At 49.4% G+C, this 18,744-nt stretch carries 7 protein-coding genes; 6 read left to right on the forward strand and 1 reads right to left on the reverse strand.

Annotation, left to right across the window (positions count from 1 at the left end; all coding sequences use genetic code 11):
• Nucleotides 1-314 precede the first annotated feature (314 nt).
• Nucleotides 315-2,600 carry an ATP-dependent helicase gene (locus AB0L18_RS15695; protein WP_367388251.1) on the reverse strand — a complete coding sequence of 762 codons (2,286 nt, stop codon included), beginning with the start codon at nt 2,598-2,600 and terminating at the stop codon, nt 315-317.
• Between the two features lie 219 nt (nt 2,601-2,819).
• Between AB0L18_RS15695 and AB0L18_RS15700 the strand changes: the two genes are divergently transcribed.
• The 6 genes from AB0L18_RS15700 (at nt 2,820) to AB0L18_RS15725 (ending at nt 18,740) form a co-directional block, all read left to right on the forward strand.
• Nucleotides 2,820-3,371 carry a YceI family protein gene (locus tag AB0L18_RS15700; protein WP_367388252.1) on the forward strand — a complete coding sequence of 184 codons (552 nt, stop codon included), beginning with the start codon at nt 2,820-2,822 and terminating at the stop codon, nt 3,369-3,371.
• A gap of 3 nt (nt 3,372-3,374) precedes the next feature.
• Nucleotides 3,375-6,257: a two-component regulator propeller domain-containing protein gene (locus tag AB0L18_RS15705; RefSeq protein WP_367388253.1), complete on the forward strand. Its 2,883-nt coding sequence runs from the start codon at nt 3,375-3,377 to the stop codon at nt 6,255-6,257.
• Nucleotides 6,254-7,000 carry a LytR/AlgR family response regulator transcription factor gene (locus AB0L18_RS15710; protein ID WP_367388254.1) on the forward strand — a complete coding sequence of 249 codons (747 nt, stop codon included), beginning with the start codon at nt 6,254-6,256 and terminating at the stop codon, nt 6,998-7,000. Before AB0L18_RS15705 ends, AB0L18_RS15710 begins: the two co-directional genes overlap by 4 nt.
• Before the next feature lie 119 nt (nt 7,001-7,119).
• Nucleotides 7,120-16,626 (forward strand): plastocyanin/azurin family copper-binding protein, encoded by a 9,507-nt coding sequence (locus AB0L18_RS15715; RefSeq protein ID WP_367388255.1) that lies wholly within the window; start codon nt 7,120-7,122, stop codon nt 16,624-16,626.
• A gap of 6 nt (nt 16,627-16,632) precedes the next feature.
• Nucleotides 16,633-17,886: an efflux RND transporter periplasmic adaptor subunit gene (locus AB0L18_RS15720; RefSeq protein ID WP_367388256.1), complete on the forward strand. Its 1,254-nt coding sequence runs from the start codon at nt 16,633-16,635 to the stop codon at nt 17,884-17,886.
• A gap of 104 nt (nt 17,887-17,990) precedes the next feature.
• A complete protein-coding gene (locus tag AB0L18_RS15725) occupies nt 17,991-18,740 on the forward strand; it encodes a c-type cytochrome domain-containing protein (RefSeq protein WP_367388257.1) in 750 nt (249 codons plus the stop codon).
• The last annotated feature ends 4 nt before the right edge of the window (nt 18,741-18,744 follow it).

The following is an 18,744-nucleotide window of genomic DNA, read 5'->3' on the forward strand; positions in this document are numbered from 1 at the left end:
TCCAGAACCTGCAACTTATCAAACTTCCACATGATCTTCTTCTCAGGATTGGGATGCCTTTGAAACAGATTTGAACGAGACCATTGTCGATGTGAATCACCTTTCCTTTACCAAATTCAAGAAAAATCCTACACATCCTACAACTCCCAAAAATCCTATTCCAGAACCTGCAACTTATCAAACTTCCACATGAGCTTCTTCTCCGGATTGGGATGCCTTTGAAACAGATTTGAGCGAGGCCATTGTAGATGTGAATCACCTTTCCTTTACCAAATTCAAGAAAAATCCTACACATCCTACAACTCCCAAAAATCCTATTCCAGAATCTGCAACTTAGCAAACTTCAGCATGATCTTCTTCTCAGGGTTGGGGATGCCTTTGAAATGGATTTGAGCGACGCCATTGTCGATGTGAATCACCTTTCCTTTGCCAAACTTGAGGTGAAGGACGATCATGCCCGCCCGGATCTGATCGTTGGGACTGGGTTTGAAATCCTTAGGGTCAATGACGGGTTTCAGCGGGCCATTTTGCGCGCGCTTGAAGTTGCCCGTCACTCGGGCAGCGGGTGGGCCCATGGGGGTGCGGGCTTCGTCGGTGACACTGCTGAGGTTGGCGGTATTGGTGACGTGGTGTGTTGGTATTTCGGTGAGGAAACGACTGGGCTCGTTGTAGCTCATCTTGCCAAAACGGTAGCGGGCGTTAGCAAAACTCAGGGTCAGGAATTCTTCGGCACGGGTGATGGCGACGTAAAAGAGGCGGCGCTCTTCGTCCAGTCCTTCCGGCGTGTCCATACTCATAAAGCTGGGGAAGAGTTTTTCCTCCAGACCAGAGACAAAAACAGAACGAAACTCCAGCCCTTTGGCCGCATGCACTGACATGAGCGTCACATTGTCGGCCATTTCGGGGTCTTTGTCATCGGCATCTGTCAGTAGCGCAATGTTTTGCAGGTAGCTGGCGAGGCCCTTGTCGCTTGCCTCTTCCGTTGCACCACCAGGGCCTTCGTCTTCCACGAAAGCCTGTATGCCGTTGAGTAGGGACTGGAAGTTTTCCATGCGCCCCATGCCTTCAATAGAGTTGTCTTTTTTGTAAAAATCTTCCAACTTTGAGCGCTTGGCGATCAAGGTAGCTACCTCGTAGGCGTTGGCGGTATTGAGTTTTTTATGAGCCCCTTCGATGATGTCGATAAATTCGTTGAGGTTGCTACGGGTACGGCCACTGGCAGGGAATTGCTTGATGGCGTCCCACATGCTGATGTTCTGCTGCGTTGCCAGGGCCAAAATCTTATCTACCGTTGTATTACCAATGGCCCGTTTAGGGAAATTGATGACGCGCCGCAAGGCTTCTTCATCCTTGGGATTAACGACGGCGCGCAGGTAAGCTACCAGGTCTTTTACTTCTTTGCGTTGATAAAAAGATTGGCCACCAAAGACCCGATAGGCGATGTTGTAGCGCCGGAGGTATTCTTCAAAAACGCGGCTCTGAGCATTGGTTCTATACAGGATGGCTATCTCCTTATTGGCTAAGTGATGGCGTGTTTTTTGTTCCAGGATGGTATCCACGATACGCTTGCCTTCTTCGCTGTCGGTCATCGCTTTGATGACCGTGATCTTTTGCCCTTCTCCTTTGTCTGACCAAATTTTCTTTTGAATCTGGCGGCGGTTATTGGTGATTACCTCATTGGCTGCCTGGACGATGTGCTCGGTAGAACGATAGTTCTGCTCCAGCTTGAAGACCTGGATGTTGTATTTCTGAAAGTCGTTTTCAAAATCCAGAATGTTTTGGATCGTCGCGCCACGGAAAGCGTAGATGGATTGTGCATCATCACCTACGACGGTGATATTGCGGGCACTACCATCGTACTGTACCAGCTTGCGGACAATAGCATATTGGAGGTGGTTGGTATCCTGAAACTCGTCTACGAGGACGTAGCGAAACTTCTGACGGTATTTTTTTAATATCTCCTCCTTACTTTGTAGCAATTCATAAAGACGATAAAGCAAATCGTCAAAATCCATAGCACCAGCTTTCTTGCAACGCGCAGTATAGGCCGAATAAAGCTTGTACAAGGCAGGCATCCGCGACATACGATCCTGGGCCATCAGCTCCTCATTTTGCTGGTAGAGTGTAGGGGTAATTAGGTTGCTCTTGGCGGAGGAAATACGCTGGCGAACGCTGTTTACATTATAAGTATCGGTATTCAGATTATTTTCCTTGATCAGCAATTTGATCAGGCTTTTGCTATCATCAGCATCGTAAATCGTAAAATTACTGGGGTAGCCAATGTGTTCGGCTTCCACTCTCAGAATCCGCGCAAACAGCGAGTGAAAAGTCCCTGCCCATACCCGACTGGCCCGCTGGCCGACCACTTTTTCGATCCGCTCTTTCATCTCCCGGGCGGCCTTGTTGGTGAATGTCAGTGCGAGAATTTCCCAGGGCGCGACGCCCTGCTCTATAAGGTAGGCGATACGGTAAGTCAGTACTCTGGTTTTGCCAGAACCGGGCCCCGCCACAACGAGCACCGGCCCATCGGTGTTGATAACTGCCTGGCGCTGAACATCATTTAGCTGATCGAGATACGAAGACGTAGGAGATGGAATCAAAACTGCTTTATTTTGCCCACAAGATACGGATCAGGGAGGAAACAAAGTGGCGAAGGCCGAAAGAATTAGCCCCAATTCCATTTTCGAAACGAAAGGATTTTAGGAACAGCGTAATGGAGAACGGTTTTTGCTCGTTCAGCAAGAATATATTCTCGTTGAGTCTATCTTTTTATTCATCTGTCAAAAGGATTAACTAATTTTCTGACTTAAGCCAATACCATGCGAATATTCCTCTTCCTATTTCTGCTAAGCATTTTTTTAGTACCAGCTCAAAGTCAGCGGGTAACCTGGCAGACGCGTGATGGGGTCGTCAACTTCCTCTCGGATGCTCCTTTGGAGATGATTGCGGCAAGCTCTAATGAATTGAGAGGAATTTTGGATACAGAGGGTAATATTTTTGCTTTTGCCGTAAATGTAAATTCTTTCCAGGGTTTTAATAGCCCCTTGCAACGGCAGCATTTTAATGAAAATTACCTGGAGAGCAGCCTCTATCCACAGACCAGTTTCAAAGGCCGAATCATTGAGCAGGTAGACTTTAGCAAAGATGGAGCGTATACCATCCGGGCCAAGGGTATTCTCAATGTACACGGCGTAGAACAGGAACGAATCATCAAGAGCCAACTAGTGGTTGATGGGAGCAGCATAAAAATTACCAGCAACTTTTCCGTTCGCCTTGATGAGCATCACATTACTATTCCCCGGATTGTCAACCAAAAAATCGCGGAAGTCATTCAGGTGGAAGTTGCTGCGGTGTTGATAAAAAAAGAATAAACCTTGAAGCACTTACTTAGGATACTGGGAATGGTGTTGTGGTCAGGTATTGGCTCAATTCTCAATGCGCAATATTTTTCCTACGATTGTTTGTCCGAAGAGAGTGATTTGATAGACGGCAGCTACAGTAGCTTGTTGCAAGCTGAGGATGGTAGTTTGTGGATAGGAGCCAGTGCCGGATGCTGGAAATATGATGGCGAAAACACCTTGCCCGTCCCTCTCAGCGGTGTTTTCAATACCTTGGATATCAGTACTGTTTACGAAGATCCAGAGGGCAAAAAGTGGATGGGGTACAGCACCGGTCAGATTGCGTATGAAAATGAGTTGGGGCAGTTTCAACCCTGGGAAATAGAGGAAGGTTGGCCGCAAGCCAGCATTACAGCGATGCAAAAGGACAGCCTCGGGCAATTGTGGATTGCTACCTATGGAGAAGGTGTTTATTGCTATCGCAAGGGAAGACTCTACCAGTTCGGGAAGGAGGAAGGTCTGGTCAGTGAAGATATTTATGACCTTGTTATTGATCGTACAGGCATGGTTTGGGCGGCCAATGATGGGGGGATTTGTTTGCTTACCTGGCAAAAAGACAAAAAGCAGGTGCGTAATTTTTCTACGGCGAATGGTTTGCCCGATAACATCGTCACTCATCTTTTCGCTGATCCTGCGGGTGGCGTTTGGCTGGGTACCTACGACGCAGGTATTGCTTATTGTCAAGTCAAAAACAACCAACTAAAAGTGAGCTTGCCGGACTTTTGGCCAGGTGGGATCGTGAGTAGTATTGCTAAAGTAGACCAGGACCAACTCTGGGTAGGCACCCAAGAGCAGGGATTGCAGGTGTTTTCACTCAAAGATCAAAAGCTCATCCACAAGGAGACCCAACTGGAATCTCCTCCGCAACGTATCGTTGAATTACTCTTTGATCAGGAGGGCTTGTTGTGGGTACTCTCGCATGACCAAGGGCTGTGTCGGGTACAGGCCCGTTTACTCAATTGGGGCAATCTTCCCGTAACTAACCAGGCGATTGCCATAGATCACAAGAACCGGATCTGGATCGGAAGTCAACAAGGGCTGTATTACTGTCCGGTTTCCGGAGGAACGCTGGTACCCTTTGCATTAGCTAAAGATTTGAATATTATTAGCTTGCATATTGACGACAAGAACCGTTTGTGGTTGGGTACCTTTGGGGAAGGTTTGTTTATCCTCGATCCTGAAAAGAGGAGTCTGTTAGAGGTTGGCGCCGATCAAGGTTTAGCCAACGGCAGCATTTTATCCATCACCGGAGATGCCAATGGCATTTGGCTGGCAACCCTGGGTGGGGTCTATTATTCAACGACCCCTCGGGCCGGAGCCTTGCCGCGATTTAGTAGACCTGAGACTACCCGATCTATTGGTACCGACTTTTTGTATTGTAACTATATCGATCATGCAGGCAATGTATGGTTTGGTACGGATGGCCACGGTTTGAGTTGCGTGCAAAAAGATGGTAGCCTTAAAACTTACCGTACAAGTAAAGACAGTGCATCTATAAATGTGGTCTACGCCATTACGGAGGATGGCCATGGGCGTATTTGGATCAGTACCAATGATCAACAGCTGTATTATTTAGAAAAAGGAAGTTTTCAAAGACCGAAAATACCGCTGACTTTTAGTAAAAATGAAGTGGTTGGCCTCGGCAATGACCATTTTGGTAATGTCCTGATTACGCACCAGCGCGGGTTGGTGGTGCACGATATAGCTACGGGGCAAACCATTGATTATCATCATTTTGCTAAAGAAGCCAATTTCTCCCCTGTGCTGAATGCTATCGCTACCGACCAAGAAGGTAACGTGTGGCTAGGCGGTATAGGGCAGTTGCTCCGCTATGCTCCTTTCCAAGGTGAGTACCGACAGCAACCGCGCGTACACTTGGAGCAAGTTTCCGTGTATCTTGATCCCCTCGATTTTGAAAACAAGAAGATCTTGAATGCAAAAGAAAACAACCTTATTTTTCGCTTTCAAGGAGTATGGCTCAGTGACCCCGAAGAAGTGCGTTTTCGCTATCAATTGAAAGGTTTTGATCAAGATTGGATTTCGACTCGTGATCAACAGGTGGTCTATTCCAATTTGCCACCGGGGCGCTATGAATTTGTGGTGACTGCTTCTCAAAACAACCATTTTTCTACGGCGGAGCAGCCAGTAAGCTTCGCGTTTAGGATTCGTCCACCTTTTTACTTACAAGGGTGGTTTATTGCGACCTCGATTTTGCTAGTAGGTTTTTTAGGACACTTCTATTTGCAAAAAAGAGAAAGCCGATTACAAAAAGAAGCACTTCTGCACAAGGATAAAGTGGAAAGCCAGTACGAAACGCTAAAGAGCCAGATCAATCCTCACTTTTTGTTCAACTCCTTTAATACGCTGGTTGCACTCATTGAGGAAAACCCCAAAGGTGCAGTTACTTACGTAGAAAAATTAGCCGATTTTTACCGCTCGATTCTTCAATACAGGGAGCAGGATGCCGTGGATTTAAGCGACGAGATACAGGTCGTAAAAGATTATCATTTTCTCCTCACCCAGCGGTATCAGGATCATTTGCAGTTGGATATTGCTGCCCTTCCCCAAGGAGTAAGTGTGCCTCCTTTAGTGATCCAGATGCTGATTGAGAACGCCGTAAAGCATAATGTCATCAGCAGGCACCATCCACTTAAAATCAGTATCTACACGGAAGCCGATTACCTGATCGTGGAGAATGTTATTCAGCCTAAACTCACCAAGCAACCTTCTACGGGTTTTGGGCTGCAGAACATCCGTAATCGTTATGCCTTAATCAGTAACTTGCCCGTAAAAATCGAAGAAAAAGATGATCTTTTCCGGATAAGTATTCCCTTGATTACCGATAAACTAAACCAATGAAAGTACTCATCGTAGAAGACGAACCTGCTGCGGCTCGCCGGTTAAAGAAATTGGTCGTAGAAATACTGCCAGCTGCTGAACTACTGCCAGTACTGGAAAGCATTGCCGAAAGTGTTGCTTTCTTTGACCAGGAACCCGCCCCTGATTTGATCCTCCTGGATATCCATTTAGCCGATGGTGCCAGCTTCGAGATTTTTCAACACGTTACCGTGAAAACGCCGGTTATTTTTACTACCGCTTACGATCAATATGCCATTGAAGCTTTTCAGGTGAATGCCATTGACTATCTGCTGAAACCCATCAAAAGGGAGGCCTTGGCCAAAGCCATCGATAAATTTCTAGACCAGCAAGCTGCACCAGCCATCGATTACCAAAAGTTGGCTCAACAACTGGAAATCCGTAGTGAAGCTCGCTTCTTAATTCGTCTGGGGCAGCAGATAAAGCTGTTGGATGTCAAGGATATTGCCTACGCTTATACCGAAGACCGTATCACCTTTTTTATGACGAAAAGTGGTCGTCGTTATCCTGTTGATTACTCACTGGAAAAGCTGGAGGAGCTCCTTCCCGAGGATCGTTTTTTTCGGATCAATCGGCAGTTTATTGTGGGGCTTTCCGCTATTGACGAAATGATTACTTACTCGAAAGGCAGGGTGAAGTTGATTCTTCAACCCGCATCCGAACAAGATACCATCGTGAGTACCGAACGCTCTCCTGTTTTTAAGAAATGGTTGAATGCTTATTAGCATTTGCCTTTTTTTCCTGCTCAAGCAGCGATTGTTCCCGTTCAGTGGGTTCCTTCCTTTTGTCAAGGCGCTAACAGCTAGTTTTAAGGGAATTTTCCAACTATCTGACATCGCAGCAAATGAAGTACTTGACTATACTGATCCTCCTCTGGACTTGTTTACCTACACTCACGGGTCAAAATTGCCAATCTTCCTTTTCTTTTGGAGAAACAGGTATTACCATTGACTTTTTTGATCAGTCAACTTCTAACCCCGGCGACCCCATCGTAGCGTGGAACTGGGACTTTGAGGAAGGAAACTCAACCCAGCAAAATCCAACTTTTACTTTTTCTCAGCCTGATATTTACAATGTATGCCTGACCATCACTACACAAAGTGGTTGTACGAATACTTCTTGCATTGAAATTGAAACTTGTGTACTATCGGTCAATGTCAGTGTAGGAGAATGTGATGCTAACAACGAGATTCCGATTACAATCAATATTTCAGATCCCTACGATGCGGCAAGAGACATTAATGTATCCATTGACGGCAACCTAGTTGCTGGAAGCCCTTTTCGTATTCGGGATGATCAGCCTGTGGTGATCAATACCACCGTAGCAGGTGATGGCTTGACACACACCGTTGTGGTTAATTCAGAAGATATAGGTACTTGTAGTACAACGTTTGAATTTATGGTGCCGGATTGTACCTCCGACTGTTTTCTTTCCAGCCTCAATGTTAGTTCTTCCGGAGGTGTCACCCATACAGTGGACGTTGGTGATGATTTCTTTTCTCCTAATAATCTGACGATTACAGTAGGTGACATGGTAGATTTCGTCTGGGTGGGAGATGGGCATTCTACTACCTCGGATGCGACCTCTGGCCCCGATAGCTGGAATTCTGGTGTCATTGGCTTTGGGTCCAACTACCAAGTTAATATTGTCAACCCTGGTGTTCATCGTTACTATTGTATTCCTCATGGTGGACCCAATGGTACGGGAATGTCGGGCATCTTGGTCGCAAATTGTCCTGCCAGCGGTCAGTTTACCCTCAATTTGTCCTTTACAACCTCCCTGGCTAATGCTGCGGGTTACCAGGTTTTGGTAGACGGAAACGTCGTTAGTCAAAACAATTACAATGGTACTGGAACCCAAAATACTTCCATTCCTATGGCTGGGGATGGGCAGCAACATACGATTGAAATACGAGACGTCAACGATCCTTCCTGTATACTCAGCCGGAACTATCTAGCTCCTGATTGTGGTGCCGCTCCGGCCTGTAGTTTACAAGTAAGTGCTGCAGAATCTGGCGCGTGCAATGCGAGTGACCAGGTACCTGTGACACTGACCATTTCCGCTATTAATGCTGGAACAAGTGGATTCACAGTCTTAATCAATGGAAGTTCAGTAGGTACTTATAGTTATGACCTCAGCGGAACGACCACGGTCACTGTTAATGCACCGGGTAATGGACAGGTACAGAATATTGTCGTAAGAGATAACGATGATAATACCTGCTCTGGCACGACCAGTATTACGACGACCAATTGTACGATACCTTGTAGTATCTCTAATTTAGTTGCCGTTACGGGTAGCAGTACGGTTCATACTGTTGAAGTCATTGATTTTGATTTCGCTCCTGCGAATATCACGATCACGGCTGGAGATGTGGTGGAATGGATTTGGACGGGCGCAGTAGCTCACACCAGCACTTCTGATGCTACTTCCGGCGCTGACAGTTGGGACTCTGGCTTGTTGAATCCGGGCGCTACGTACACTTCTCCGGTGCTGAGCGCAGGCTTGCATCCATACTATTGTATACCACACGGAGCTCCTGGCGGCATTGGCATGGCGGGCACCATCACGGTGCAAGCCGATTGTACCAACGGTCAGGTATCGGTAGGCTTGAGTTTCAGCGCGCAAGGCGGCAGCTTCAATGGTTACCAAATCCTGGTCGACGGTCAGGTGGCGGGCAGTGGCAATTATGATCCATCGGGTCAAAACAGTACCTCAGTGCTGGTACCTGGCGATGGCCAGAGCCATACGATCACTATCCGAGATGCGGACGACAGTGCCTGTAGTGCGAGTACGAGCATCAGCACCCCCGATTGTAATGCCCCTACTTGTTCATTGAGCTTAACTGCCGCAGAAAGTGGTGCATGTAATGCGAGTGATGAAGTGCCCGTTACCTTGACGGTCTCAGACGTAGGAGGCGGAGCGAGTGGCTTCAGCGTTACGGTGGACGGCAGTGCATCCGGAACCTTCGCCTACAGCGGCACTGGCACCACCACGGTGACAATCAACGTGACGGGCGATGGCCAGTTCCATACCATCGCAATCACTGATTTGGAAGACAATACCTGCACAGCAAGTACAGAACTGCAAACAACCAACTGTATCATCCCTTGTAGCATTACCAACCTGGTAGCGAGCAGCGGTAGCAGCACGACCCACACAGTAGAAGTCCGCGATTTTGACTTCTCTCCCCAAAATATCACGATCACAGCTGGTGATGTGGTGGAATGGATTTGGACGGGCGCAGTGGCTCACACCAGCACCTCCGATGCTACTTCCGGCGCTGACAGTTGGGACTCTGGTTTGTTGGGCACGGGAGCTACGTACACCTCTCCGGTGCTGAGCGCAGGCTTGCATCCTTACTATTGTATACCGCACGGAGCCCCTGGTGGCATTGGCATGGCGGGCACAATTACAGTGCAAGCCGATTGTACCAACGGTCAGGTATCGGTAGGTTTGAGTTTCAGCGCGCAAGGCGGCAGCTTCAATGGTTACCAAATCCTGGTCGACGGCCAGGTCGCGGGCACGGGCAATTACGATCCATCTGGTCAAAACAGCACCTCGGTGCTGGTACCTGGTGATGGCCAGAGCCATACGATCACTATCCGCGATGCGGACGACAGTGCTTGTAGTGCGAGCACGAGCATCAGCACCCCCGATTGTAATGCCCCCACCTGCTCGTTGAGCCTAACGGCCGCAGAAAGCGGTGCATGTACAGCGAGCGATGAAGTACCCGTTACCTTGACGGTCTCAGACGTAGGAGGCGGCGCAAGTGGCTTCAGCGTTACGGTTGACGGCAGTGCATCCGGAACCTTCGCCTACAGCGGCACTGGCACCACCACGGTAACGATCAACGTGACGGGTGATGGCCAGTTCCACACCATCACGATCACGGATTTGGAAGACAATACTTGTATGGCAAGTACAGAAATAGAGACAACCAACTGCATCATCCCCTGTAGCATCACCAACCTGGTAGCGAGCAGCGGTAGCAGCACCACCCACACAGTAGAAGTCCGCGATTTTGACTTCTCCCCCCAAAACATCACGATCACCGCCGGCGATGTGGTGGAATGGATTTGGACGGGTGTAGTAGCCCACACCGCCACTTCCGACGCCACTTCCGGCGCTGACAGCTGGGACTCTGGTCTGTTGGGCACGGGCGCTACTTACACCTCTCCGGTGCTGAGCGCAGGCTTGCATCCATACTATTGTATACCACACGGAGCCCCTGGCGGCATTGGCATGGCGGGCACGATCACGGTGCAAGCCGATTGTACCAACGGTCAGGTGTCGGTAGGTTTGAGTTTTAATGCGCAAGGCGGCAGCTTCAATGGTTACCAAATCCTGGTCGACGGCCAGGTGGCGGGCAGTGGCAATTATGATCCATCGGGTCAAAACAGTACCTCGGTGCTGGTGCCCGGTGATGGCCAGAGCCACACGATCACCATCCGCGATGCGGACGACAGTGCCTGTAGTGCGAGCACGAGCATCAGTACCCCCGATTGTAATGCCCCCACTTGCTCGTTGAGCCTAACGGCCGCAGAAAGTGGTGGTTGTAATGCGAGTGATGAAGTCCCCGTTACCTTGACGGTCTCAGACGTAGGAGGCGGTGCGAGCGGCTTCAGCGTTACGGTTGATGGCAGTGCATCCGGAACCTTCGCCTACAGCGGCACTGGTACCACCACGGTGACGATCAACGTGACGGGCGATGGCCAGTTCCACACCATCACGATCACGGATATAGAAGACAATACCTGTACGGCAAGTACAGAACTGCAAACAACCAACTGTATCATCCCTTGTAGCATTACCAACCTGGTAGCCAGCAGCGGTAGCAGTACTACCCATACAGTAGAAGTCCGCGATTTTGACTTCTCTCCCCAAAACATCACGATCACCGCCGGCGATGTGGTGGAATGGATCTGGACGGGTGCAGTGGCTCACACCAGCACTTCCGACGCTACTTCCGGTGCTGACAGTTGGGACTCTGGCCTGTTGGGCACGGGCGCTACTTACACCTCTCCGGTGCTGAGCGCAGGCTTGCATCCTTACTATTGTATACCACACGGAGCCCCTGGCGGCATCGGCATGGCGGGCACCATCACGGTGCAAGCCGATTGTACCAACGGTCAGGTATCGGTAGGCTTGAGTTTTAGTGCGCAAGGCGGCAGCTTCAATGGTTACCAAATCCTGGTCGACGGTCAGGTTGCGGGCAGTGGCAATTATGATCCATCAGGTCAAAACAGTACCTCGGTGCTGGTACCCGGTGATGGCCAAAGCCACACGATCACCATCCGCGATGCGGATGACAGTGCCTGTAGTGCGAGCACGAGCATCAGCACCCCCGATTGTAACGCCCCCACTTGTTCATTGAGCCTAACGGCCGCAGAAAGCGGTGCTTGTAATGCGAGTGATGAAGTCCCCGTTACCTTGACGGTCTCAGACGTAGGAGGCGGTGCGAGCGGCTTCAGCGTTACGGTGGACGGCAGTGCATCCGGAACCTTCACCTACAGCGGCAGCGGCACCACCTCGGTGACGATCAACGTGACGGGCGATGGCCAGTTCCACACCATCACGATCACGGATATAGAAGACAATACTTGTACGGCAAGTACAGAACTGCAAACTACCAATTGCATCATCCCTTGTAGCATCACCAACCTGGTAGCGAGCAGCGGTAGCAGCACCACCCACACAGTAGAAGTCCGCGATTTTGACTTCTCTCCCCAAAATATCACGATCACAGCTGGTGATGTGGTGGAATGGATTTGGACGGGCGCAGTGGCTCACACCAGCACCTCCGATGCTACTTCCGGCGCTGACAGTTGGGACTCTGGTTTGTTGGGCACGGGAGCTACGTACACCTCTCCGGTGCTGAGCGCAGGCTTGCATCCATACTATTGTATACCACACGGAGCCCCTGGTGGCATTGGCATGGCGGGCACCATCACGGTGCAAGCCGATTGTACCAACGGTCAGGTATCGGTAGGTTTGAGTTTTAGTGCGCAAGGCGGCAGCTTCAATGGTTACCAAATCCTGGTCGACGGTCAGGTGGCGGGCAGTGGCAATTACGATCCATCTGGTCAAAACAGTACCTCGGTGCTGGTACCTGGTGATGGCCAGAGCCACACGATCACCATCCGCGATGCGGACGACAGTGCTTGTAGTACGAGCACGAGCATCAGCACCCCCGATTGTAATGCCCCCACCTGCTCGTTGAGCCTAACGGCCGCAGAAAGCGGTGCATGTACAGCGAGCGATGAAGTACCCGTTACCTTGACGGTCTCAGACGTAGGAGGCGGCGCAAGTGGCTTCAGCGTTACGGTTGACGGCAGTGCATCCGGAACCTTCGCCTACAGCGGCAGCGGCACCACCACGGTGACGATCAACGTGACGGGCGATGGCCAGTTCCACACCATCACAATCACGGATTTAGAAGACAATACTTGTACGGCAAGTACAGAACTGCAAACAACCAACTGTGCTACTCCATGTGAATTGAACAATTTACAACTTACGGTGGCAGGACAAGGTGGTGGAATCGTTCATGAAGTAGAAGTACGTGACTTTGTCTTCGCACCCGCTACGTTGAGTCTAAACTTGGGGGATACGGTGCGTTTTATTTGGACGGGGGTAATTCCTCACACCACCACTTCTGACGCCAGTGCTGGTCCTGATAGTTGGGATTCTGGTTTATTGGGTCAGGGGACGGTATTTGATGTAGTGCCTACCACGATAGGTACGCATCCCTATTATTGCATTCCTCATGGTGCGCCTGGAGGAATTGGTATGGCAGGCACTTTAGAGGTTTCGCCCCCTTGTGAGAATGGCCTGGCTACTGTAGCCGTTTCGTTTAATGCCATGGGCAATAGCAGTTCTTATCGCTTGTGGGTCGATGGACAGCAGTATTCCGGAAGTCCATTTGAATATACGGGAGCTCAGACCACGCAGTTGATTCAAATACCAGGCGACGGTCAGAGCCATTTGGTGAGGGTCACGGATTTGGAAGATGCATCCTGTTTTGTACAAGATGTGGTAGCTGTGCCAGATTGTGGCGGCAATATGGAACCTTGTGCCTTGATGTTAGAAGCTACCTTATTAGGTGATTGCAACGACGATGGTCAGGTGGAAGTTGGTTTGAGTGTCAATGCGGCCAATCAGGGAAGTGGATTTATCATTTTATTAGATGGTACACCGATTTCTAATGATCCTATCCCTTATGCAGTGGGTGGTACCACCAATACGAGCATCTGGCTTAATGGTACGGGTAACACACGGACCTTAACAGTGATGGACCAAGATAGTACCTCCTGTACTGCAAGTAGCCAGGTCCTGTTGCCCGATTGCCAGATTAACTGCTTGGTGACGGATCTGATGGTGGCTACTGGCCCCGTGGTTCATACCGTGCTGGTAGAGGATTTTGTGTTCACGCCCAGTCAAGTCAACGTTAATGTGGGAGATACCATTCGCTATGTCTGGACGGGAGTGATTCCGCACACGACCACTTCCGATGCCACTTCAGGCGATGATGTTTGGAACAGCGGTCTGTTTGGTCAGGGAGCGACCTATGATGTCGTCATCCAAACCGAGGGCGAGCACCCTTATTACTGTATTCCTCACGGTGGCCCCGGAGGGATTGGCATGGCAGGAAATATTACGGCTACCAAAACTTGTAACAATGGGCAAGGCTTAGTAAGTATTTCTTTCCATGTCACGAATGGAAGTCCGCTGGGATACCGCATTTTTGTGGACGGCGTACTTGTGGCGGGGCCTATTCCTTACGAAAATACTGCGGGTGAGAACGTTACTTCGATTGAAGTACCTGGTGATGCTACTGCACATATCCTGACCATTCAAGATATGGAAGTTGGTTTCTGTGCCGCCAGCGTCAACTTTACGGCTCCAGACTGTCCGGCGATTTGCCTGGTCGAAGACTTTGAGGTCTTTACTGGAAGTGGCATTGTACATACAATAGCGGTGGAAGATTTTGTTTTTGAACCCAGCTATTTACAAGCCAGAGTAGGGGAGACCATACGTTTTGTATGGACGGGAGAAATCCCTCATACGACCACTTCTGATGCGACGAGTGGAGCCGATGTCTGGGATAGCGGCCTGCTGGGGCAGGGAGGTATTTACGAATTGGTATTAACCGAGGCGGGCATTCATCCTTACTACTGTATTCCGCATGGTGGCCCCGGAGGGATAGGTATGGCTGGTATAATTGAAGCATTACCTGCTTGTGAGGATTCGTTGGCCAATTACCAACTTCGATTTGGTGTTTCCAATGGTAGTGACCTGGGATATCGCGTATTTGTCGGAGGAGTGTTATTGCCTGGAAGTCCATTCTTGTACGATGATCCAACCGGTCAAAATGTGCTGAATGTTCTTTACCCCAGCTATGGGGAACAGTTGGTCTTCACGGTACAGGATGTTGAGACGCCTTTCTGTGCGGCTACCCGTAGTATATTGTCGCCGGATTGTAGCCCTCAATGTAACCTGGAAGCATTTACCCAAGGAAGTTGGGAATGTGGCGATGCCATGGCAACGATCAACCTGGCCGTTGTAGCACAAAACCCAGGTAGCAATGGCTTCCGGGTATTGGTTGATGGCGTAGCTCAGGAGAATAGCCCTTATGTTTACACGGGTGAAACTACTTTGATTCAGCTATTTGTGATAAACGATGGCTTGGCTCACCAGGTCACCATTGAAGACCTGGAAATAAATGATTGCCAATTCCAAATGATGTTAACGGCAGATTGTGATGGTAATTGCGGCTTTACGATTGATGATATAGAGATAGGTACCAAAACCCGCCACGAAGTGCAGGTTCGTGATTTCGATTACCTCCCCTTGCAGCTGATGGTAGAAGTAGGAGATACCATCCACTTTATCTGGACAGGCGATATTCCACACACCGTAACCTCAGATGCCAATGAAGGCCCCGATGTATGGAACAGTGGCCTGTTGGGCAATGGCACCGAATTTGAGGTGATTATCCAATCTGCTGGCGAACACCCTTACTATTGTATTCCCCACGGTTCACCGGGAGGAATTGGGATGGCGGCAAATATTACGGCAGTAGGCGAATGTGAAGATGAGGAATTGAATGTGTTAGTCAACTTTGGCCTGAGCTATCCTGTAGGGAATGGTTATCAAGTGTTGATCAACGAAACATTGGTAGGCAGTGGCCTTTATCAAGCCGGAAATTTACAACAGCACCAACTGACATTGCCGGGAGACGGAGAGGTTTATCTTTTGAGTCTTATAGACAATACTGATGCAAACTGCCGTTTGGATACCCTCATCAAGATGCCCGACTGTAACGATGTATGTTTTGGGGTAACAGCTGATTATATCTACGAATTGAGACCAACTCCATTTACTTACCAATTTACCGATGTGAGTACGGGAGAACCAGACAGTTGGTTGTGGGATTTTGGCGATGGCAGCACCAGTAATGAGGCAAACCCAATGCACACCTTTCCCGGTAGTGGCGATTACCCTGTGTGTTTAATCATCAGCAATGAAAGCTTGATGTGCCAGGATACGATTTGTCAAACGATCTCTCTTGGTGACGATCTTTGTGAAGCAAGTTACAGTTATGAAATTGAAGGACTTAGTGTGATGTTTACGGATGAGAGCCTGACCAGTAGCGCAGTTACAAGCTGGACCTGGACCTTCCCGCAAGGGGTACAAATCTCGGGTAATCCTACACCGAGCTACACTTTTCCTGCGCTGGCTACTTACGAAGTTTGCCTGACCATCGTAACAGACGAGTGTACCTCAACTTATTGTGATAGTATTGATCTTTCGGACCCTTGCCTGGTCTTTGAAGCCAACTTCACCTCCCAAAACGGCGACGGCTTAGAGATGCTCTTTATTGACCAAACAACGGGTACACCCAACCAGTGGTTATGGGGATTCGGTGATGGTACCACCTCCACACAGCAGTTTCCTTCCCATGAATATGCCACGGATGGCATTTACAGGGTGTGTCTTTTGGTACAGGATACCGTAAACAATTGTAATAGCGTCTACTGTGTAGATCAGCTGGTGGGCACGGTAGGTAGCTACGAGCGAAACAGCAATAAGGCATTGTTGATATTTCCTAACCCCACTAGTGTTAGTCATCAACAATGGCGACTGGAAGGCTGGAATGCGGAAGATGTTGGGCAGGAATTAAGGATCCAGATTTACCAAATGAATGGCCAGCAAGTACGCACACTGTCTACACAGATAAGTGAAACAGTGGATCTTCAACTGTCTAAACCATTACCGGCGGGCGTTTACCTGGTAGAAGCCAAGAGTGCCAAGCAGGTCTATCTGGGGAGAATAGTGATTCAATAACAGCCTATGAATAGGAGAAAAGAAGGAATTTATCTGTTAGCGATTTTAGCGGCGCTAGGGATCGGCTACTGCTGGGGTAACCTCGGTGGATCAGCTAAGGAACGGGAGATGTCGTTTGTGAACTGTAGCCCTACGGAATTGGGCTACAGCTGCAGCATGCATCCCCAGGTGCGGGTGACAACCGACGGCGATTGTCCCTTTTGCCAAATGCCCCTGGTACGCGAGGTTGTGCTTCCTGGTGCTGCGAAGGAAGGGGTAGTACTTACAGCAGAGGCTGCTGCCCTCGCCAATATCCAGACCAGCACCGTACTTTCTTCGTCGGGTAGGGCTTCCACGACCTTGAGAGCTGTTGGCAAAATAGTACCCGATCACAACCGTATTTTTACCCAGGTCGCCAATTTGCCGGGGCGGATTGAAAAGCTGTACGCCCAACGCCCCGGACAGTGGATCAGCAAGGGCCAGCCCATCGCGCGCATCTACAGCAAAGAACTCATTTCGGCCGTAGAAGCCTTTCGGAGGCCCAATACGCCGGAAAGTTTGCGGCTGTCGGCCCAAAACAACCTGCGCGAGTGGCAAGTTGCTCAAAGTGTTTTTGATGAGCTGGTGAATGCGGAGGATTACCATCAGGCGGTAGATATTTATGCTACGGCCTCGGGTTTGGTGAAAAGCCTGGAAGCGCACGTCGGAGAGCAAGCCGTCAATACCATCATGGGGGCACCCACTACACTTTATACTATGGTCGATTTGTCAACGGTATGGGTAGAGGTTGCGGTGGAGGAAGCAGCTATTCGCCATGTACGCACGGGGCAGAAAGTTCAGATCAATGTCGATGCTTTTCCAGAGGAAACCTTCGGGGGAGAAATCATTAGCCTTGCGGCTCAGATGGAAGAATCAAGCCGCACCTTGTCGGCATTGGTAAGTTTAGCCAATCCAAAGCTGTCTTTGCGGCCAGGAATGTTGGCCAGGGTGACGATAGCATCTACTCCGAGTAAAGCCTCAGCGGTTTTGCTGGTTCCCCGTTCGGCTGTTCTTTGGACAGGTAAGCGCTCCGTCGTTTTTGTTAAAAAAGAAACCCATGGAGCACCTGTTTACCAATTGCGGGAGATACAAGCCGGGAACACCAAAGGAGAAGAGGTGGAGGTCCTGGAGGGCTTGGCAGAGGGAGAAGAAATCGTTACCAATGGTATATTTACACTTGATGCTGCTGCTCAGTTACAGGGTGCGCCCAGTATGATGAATCGTCAACCGCGAGCGTTATAAGTACTTTTTTCCTGCTCAAGCAGTGATTGTTCCCGTTCAGGAGAAAGGATTTTGAAGGTAAACATTATCCCCTTAAGTTTATAGATAAATAGCGACACGAAGAGATGGCGAAAATTATTCAGACGGGTTTGGGGGTAATCATCCTCTTAATGATCATCATTCAGTTCAATGCTTGTAAGCATGATCCCTTTATTGTTGAGGATGATATGATGCCGATTGATACGACGGATAATCCAGTGGATACCACCACTATGGGCACGCCTTGTGATCCGGATAAAGTGTATTTCGCATTAGATATTCAGCCGATCCTCACCTCCAATTGTGCTTTCAGTGGTTGCCACGATGCCGCTTCTGCACAAGACGGCGTGGTGCTTACGAGCTACGAGCGGGTCATGCAAACTGCCGACGTGAGGGCTTTTGATTTGGACGGTAGTGACCTATACGAAGTGATCACGGATAACGACCCGGATAAAAGAATGCCGCCACCTCCACGAGCTGGTCTTACCAGTGGCCAGATTAACTTGATCGCGACCTGGATTCTTCAAGGTGCTGAAAATCTGGAATGCGATCCCGATGCTGGCGTTTGTAATACCGATAATGTGAGCTACGCAACGACCATTGTACCCATCTTGCAGAATACCTGCCTGGGTTGCCACAGTGGTAGTGCACCCTCGGGAGGAATCAACTTATCTACGCATGCTGGTGTCCAAACCGTAGCACTCAATGGCCGACTGGTAGGAGCTGTTAGCCATGATTCGGCTTATTCGCCAATGCCGCAGGGAGGGCAAAAGCTTTCAGATTGTAAAATTGATCAGATTCGCGCCTGGGTAGATGCCGGTGCTCCTAACAACTAGAAAA

It is taken from the genome of Lewinella sp. LCG006, assembly GCF_040784935.1.
Lineage (GTDB): Bacteria > Bacteroidota > Bacteroidia > Chitinophagales > Saprospiraceae > Lewinella.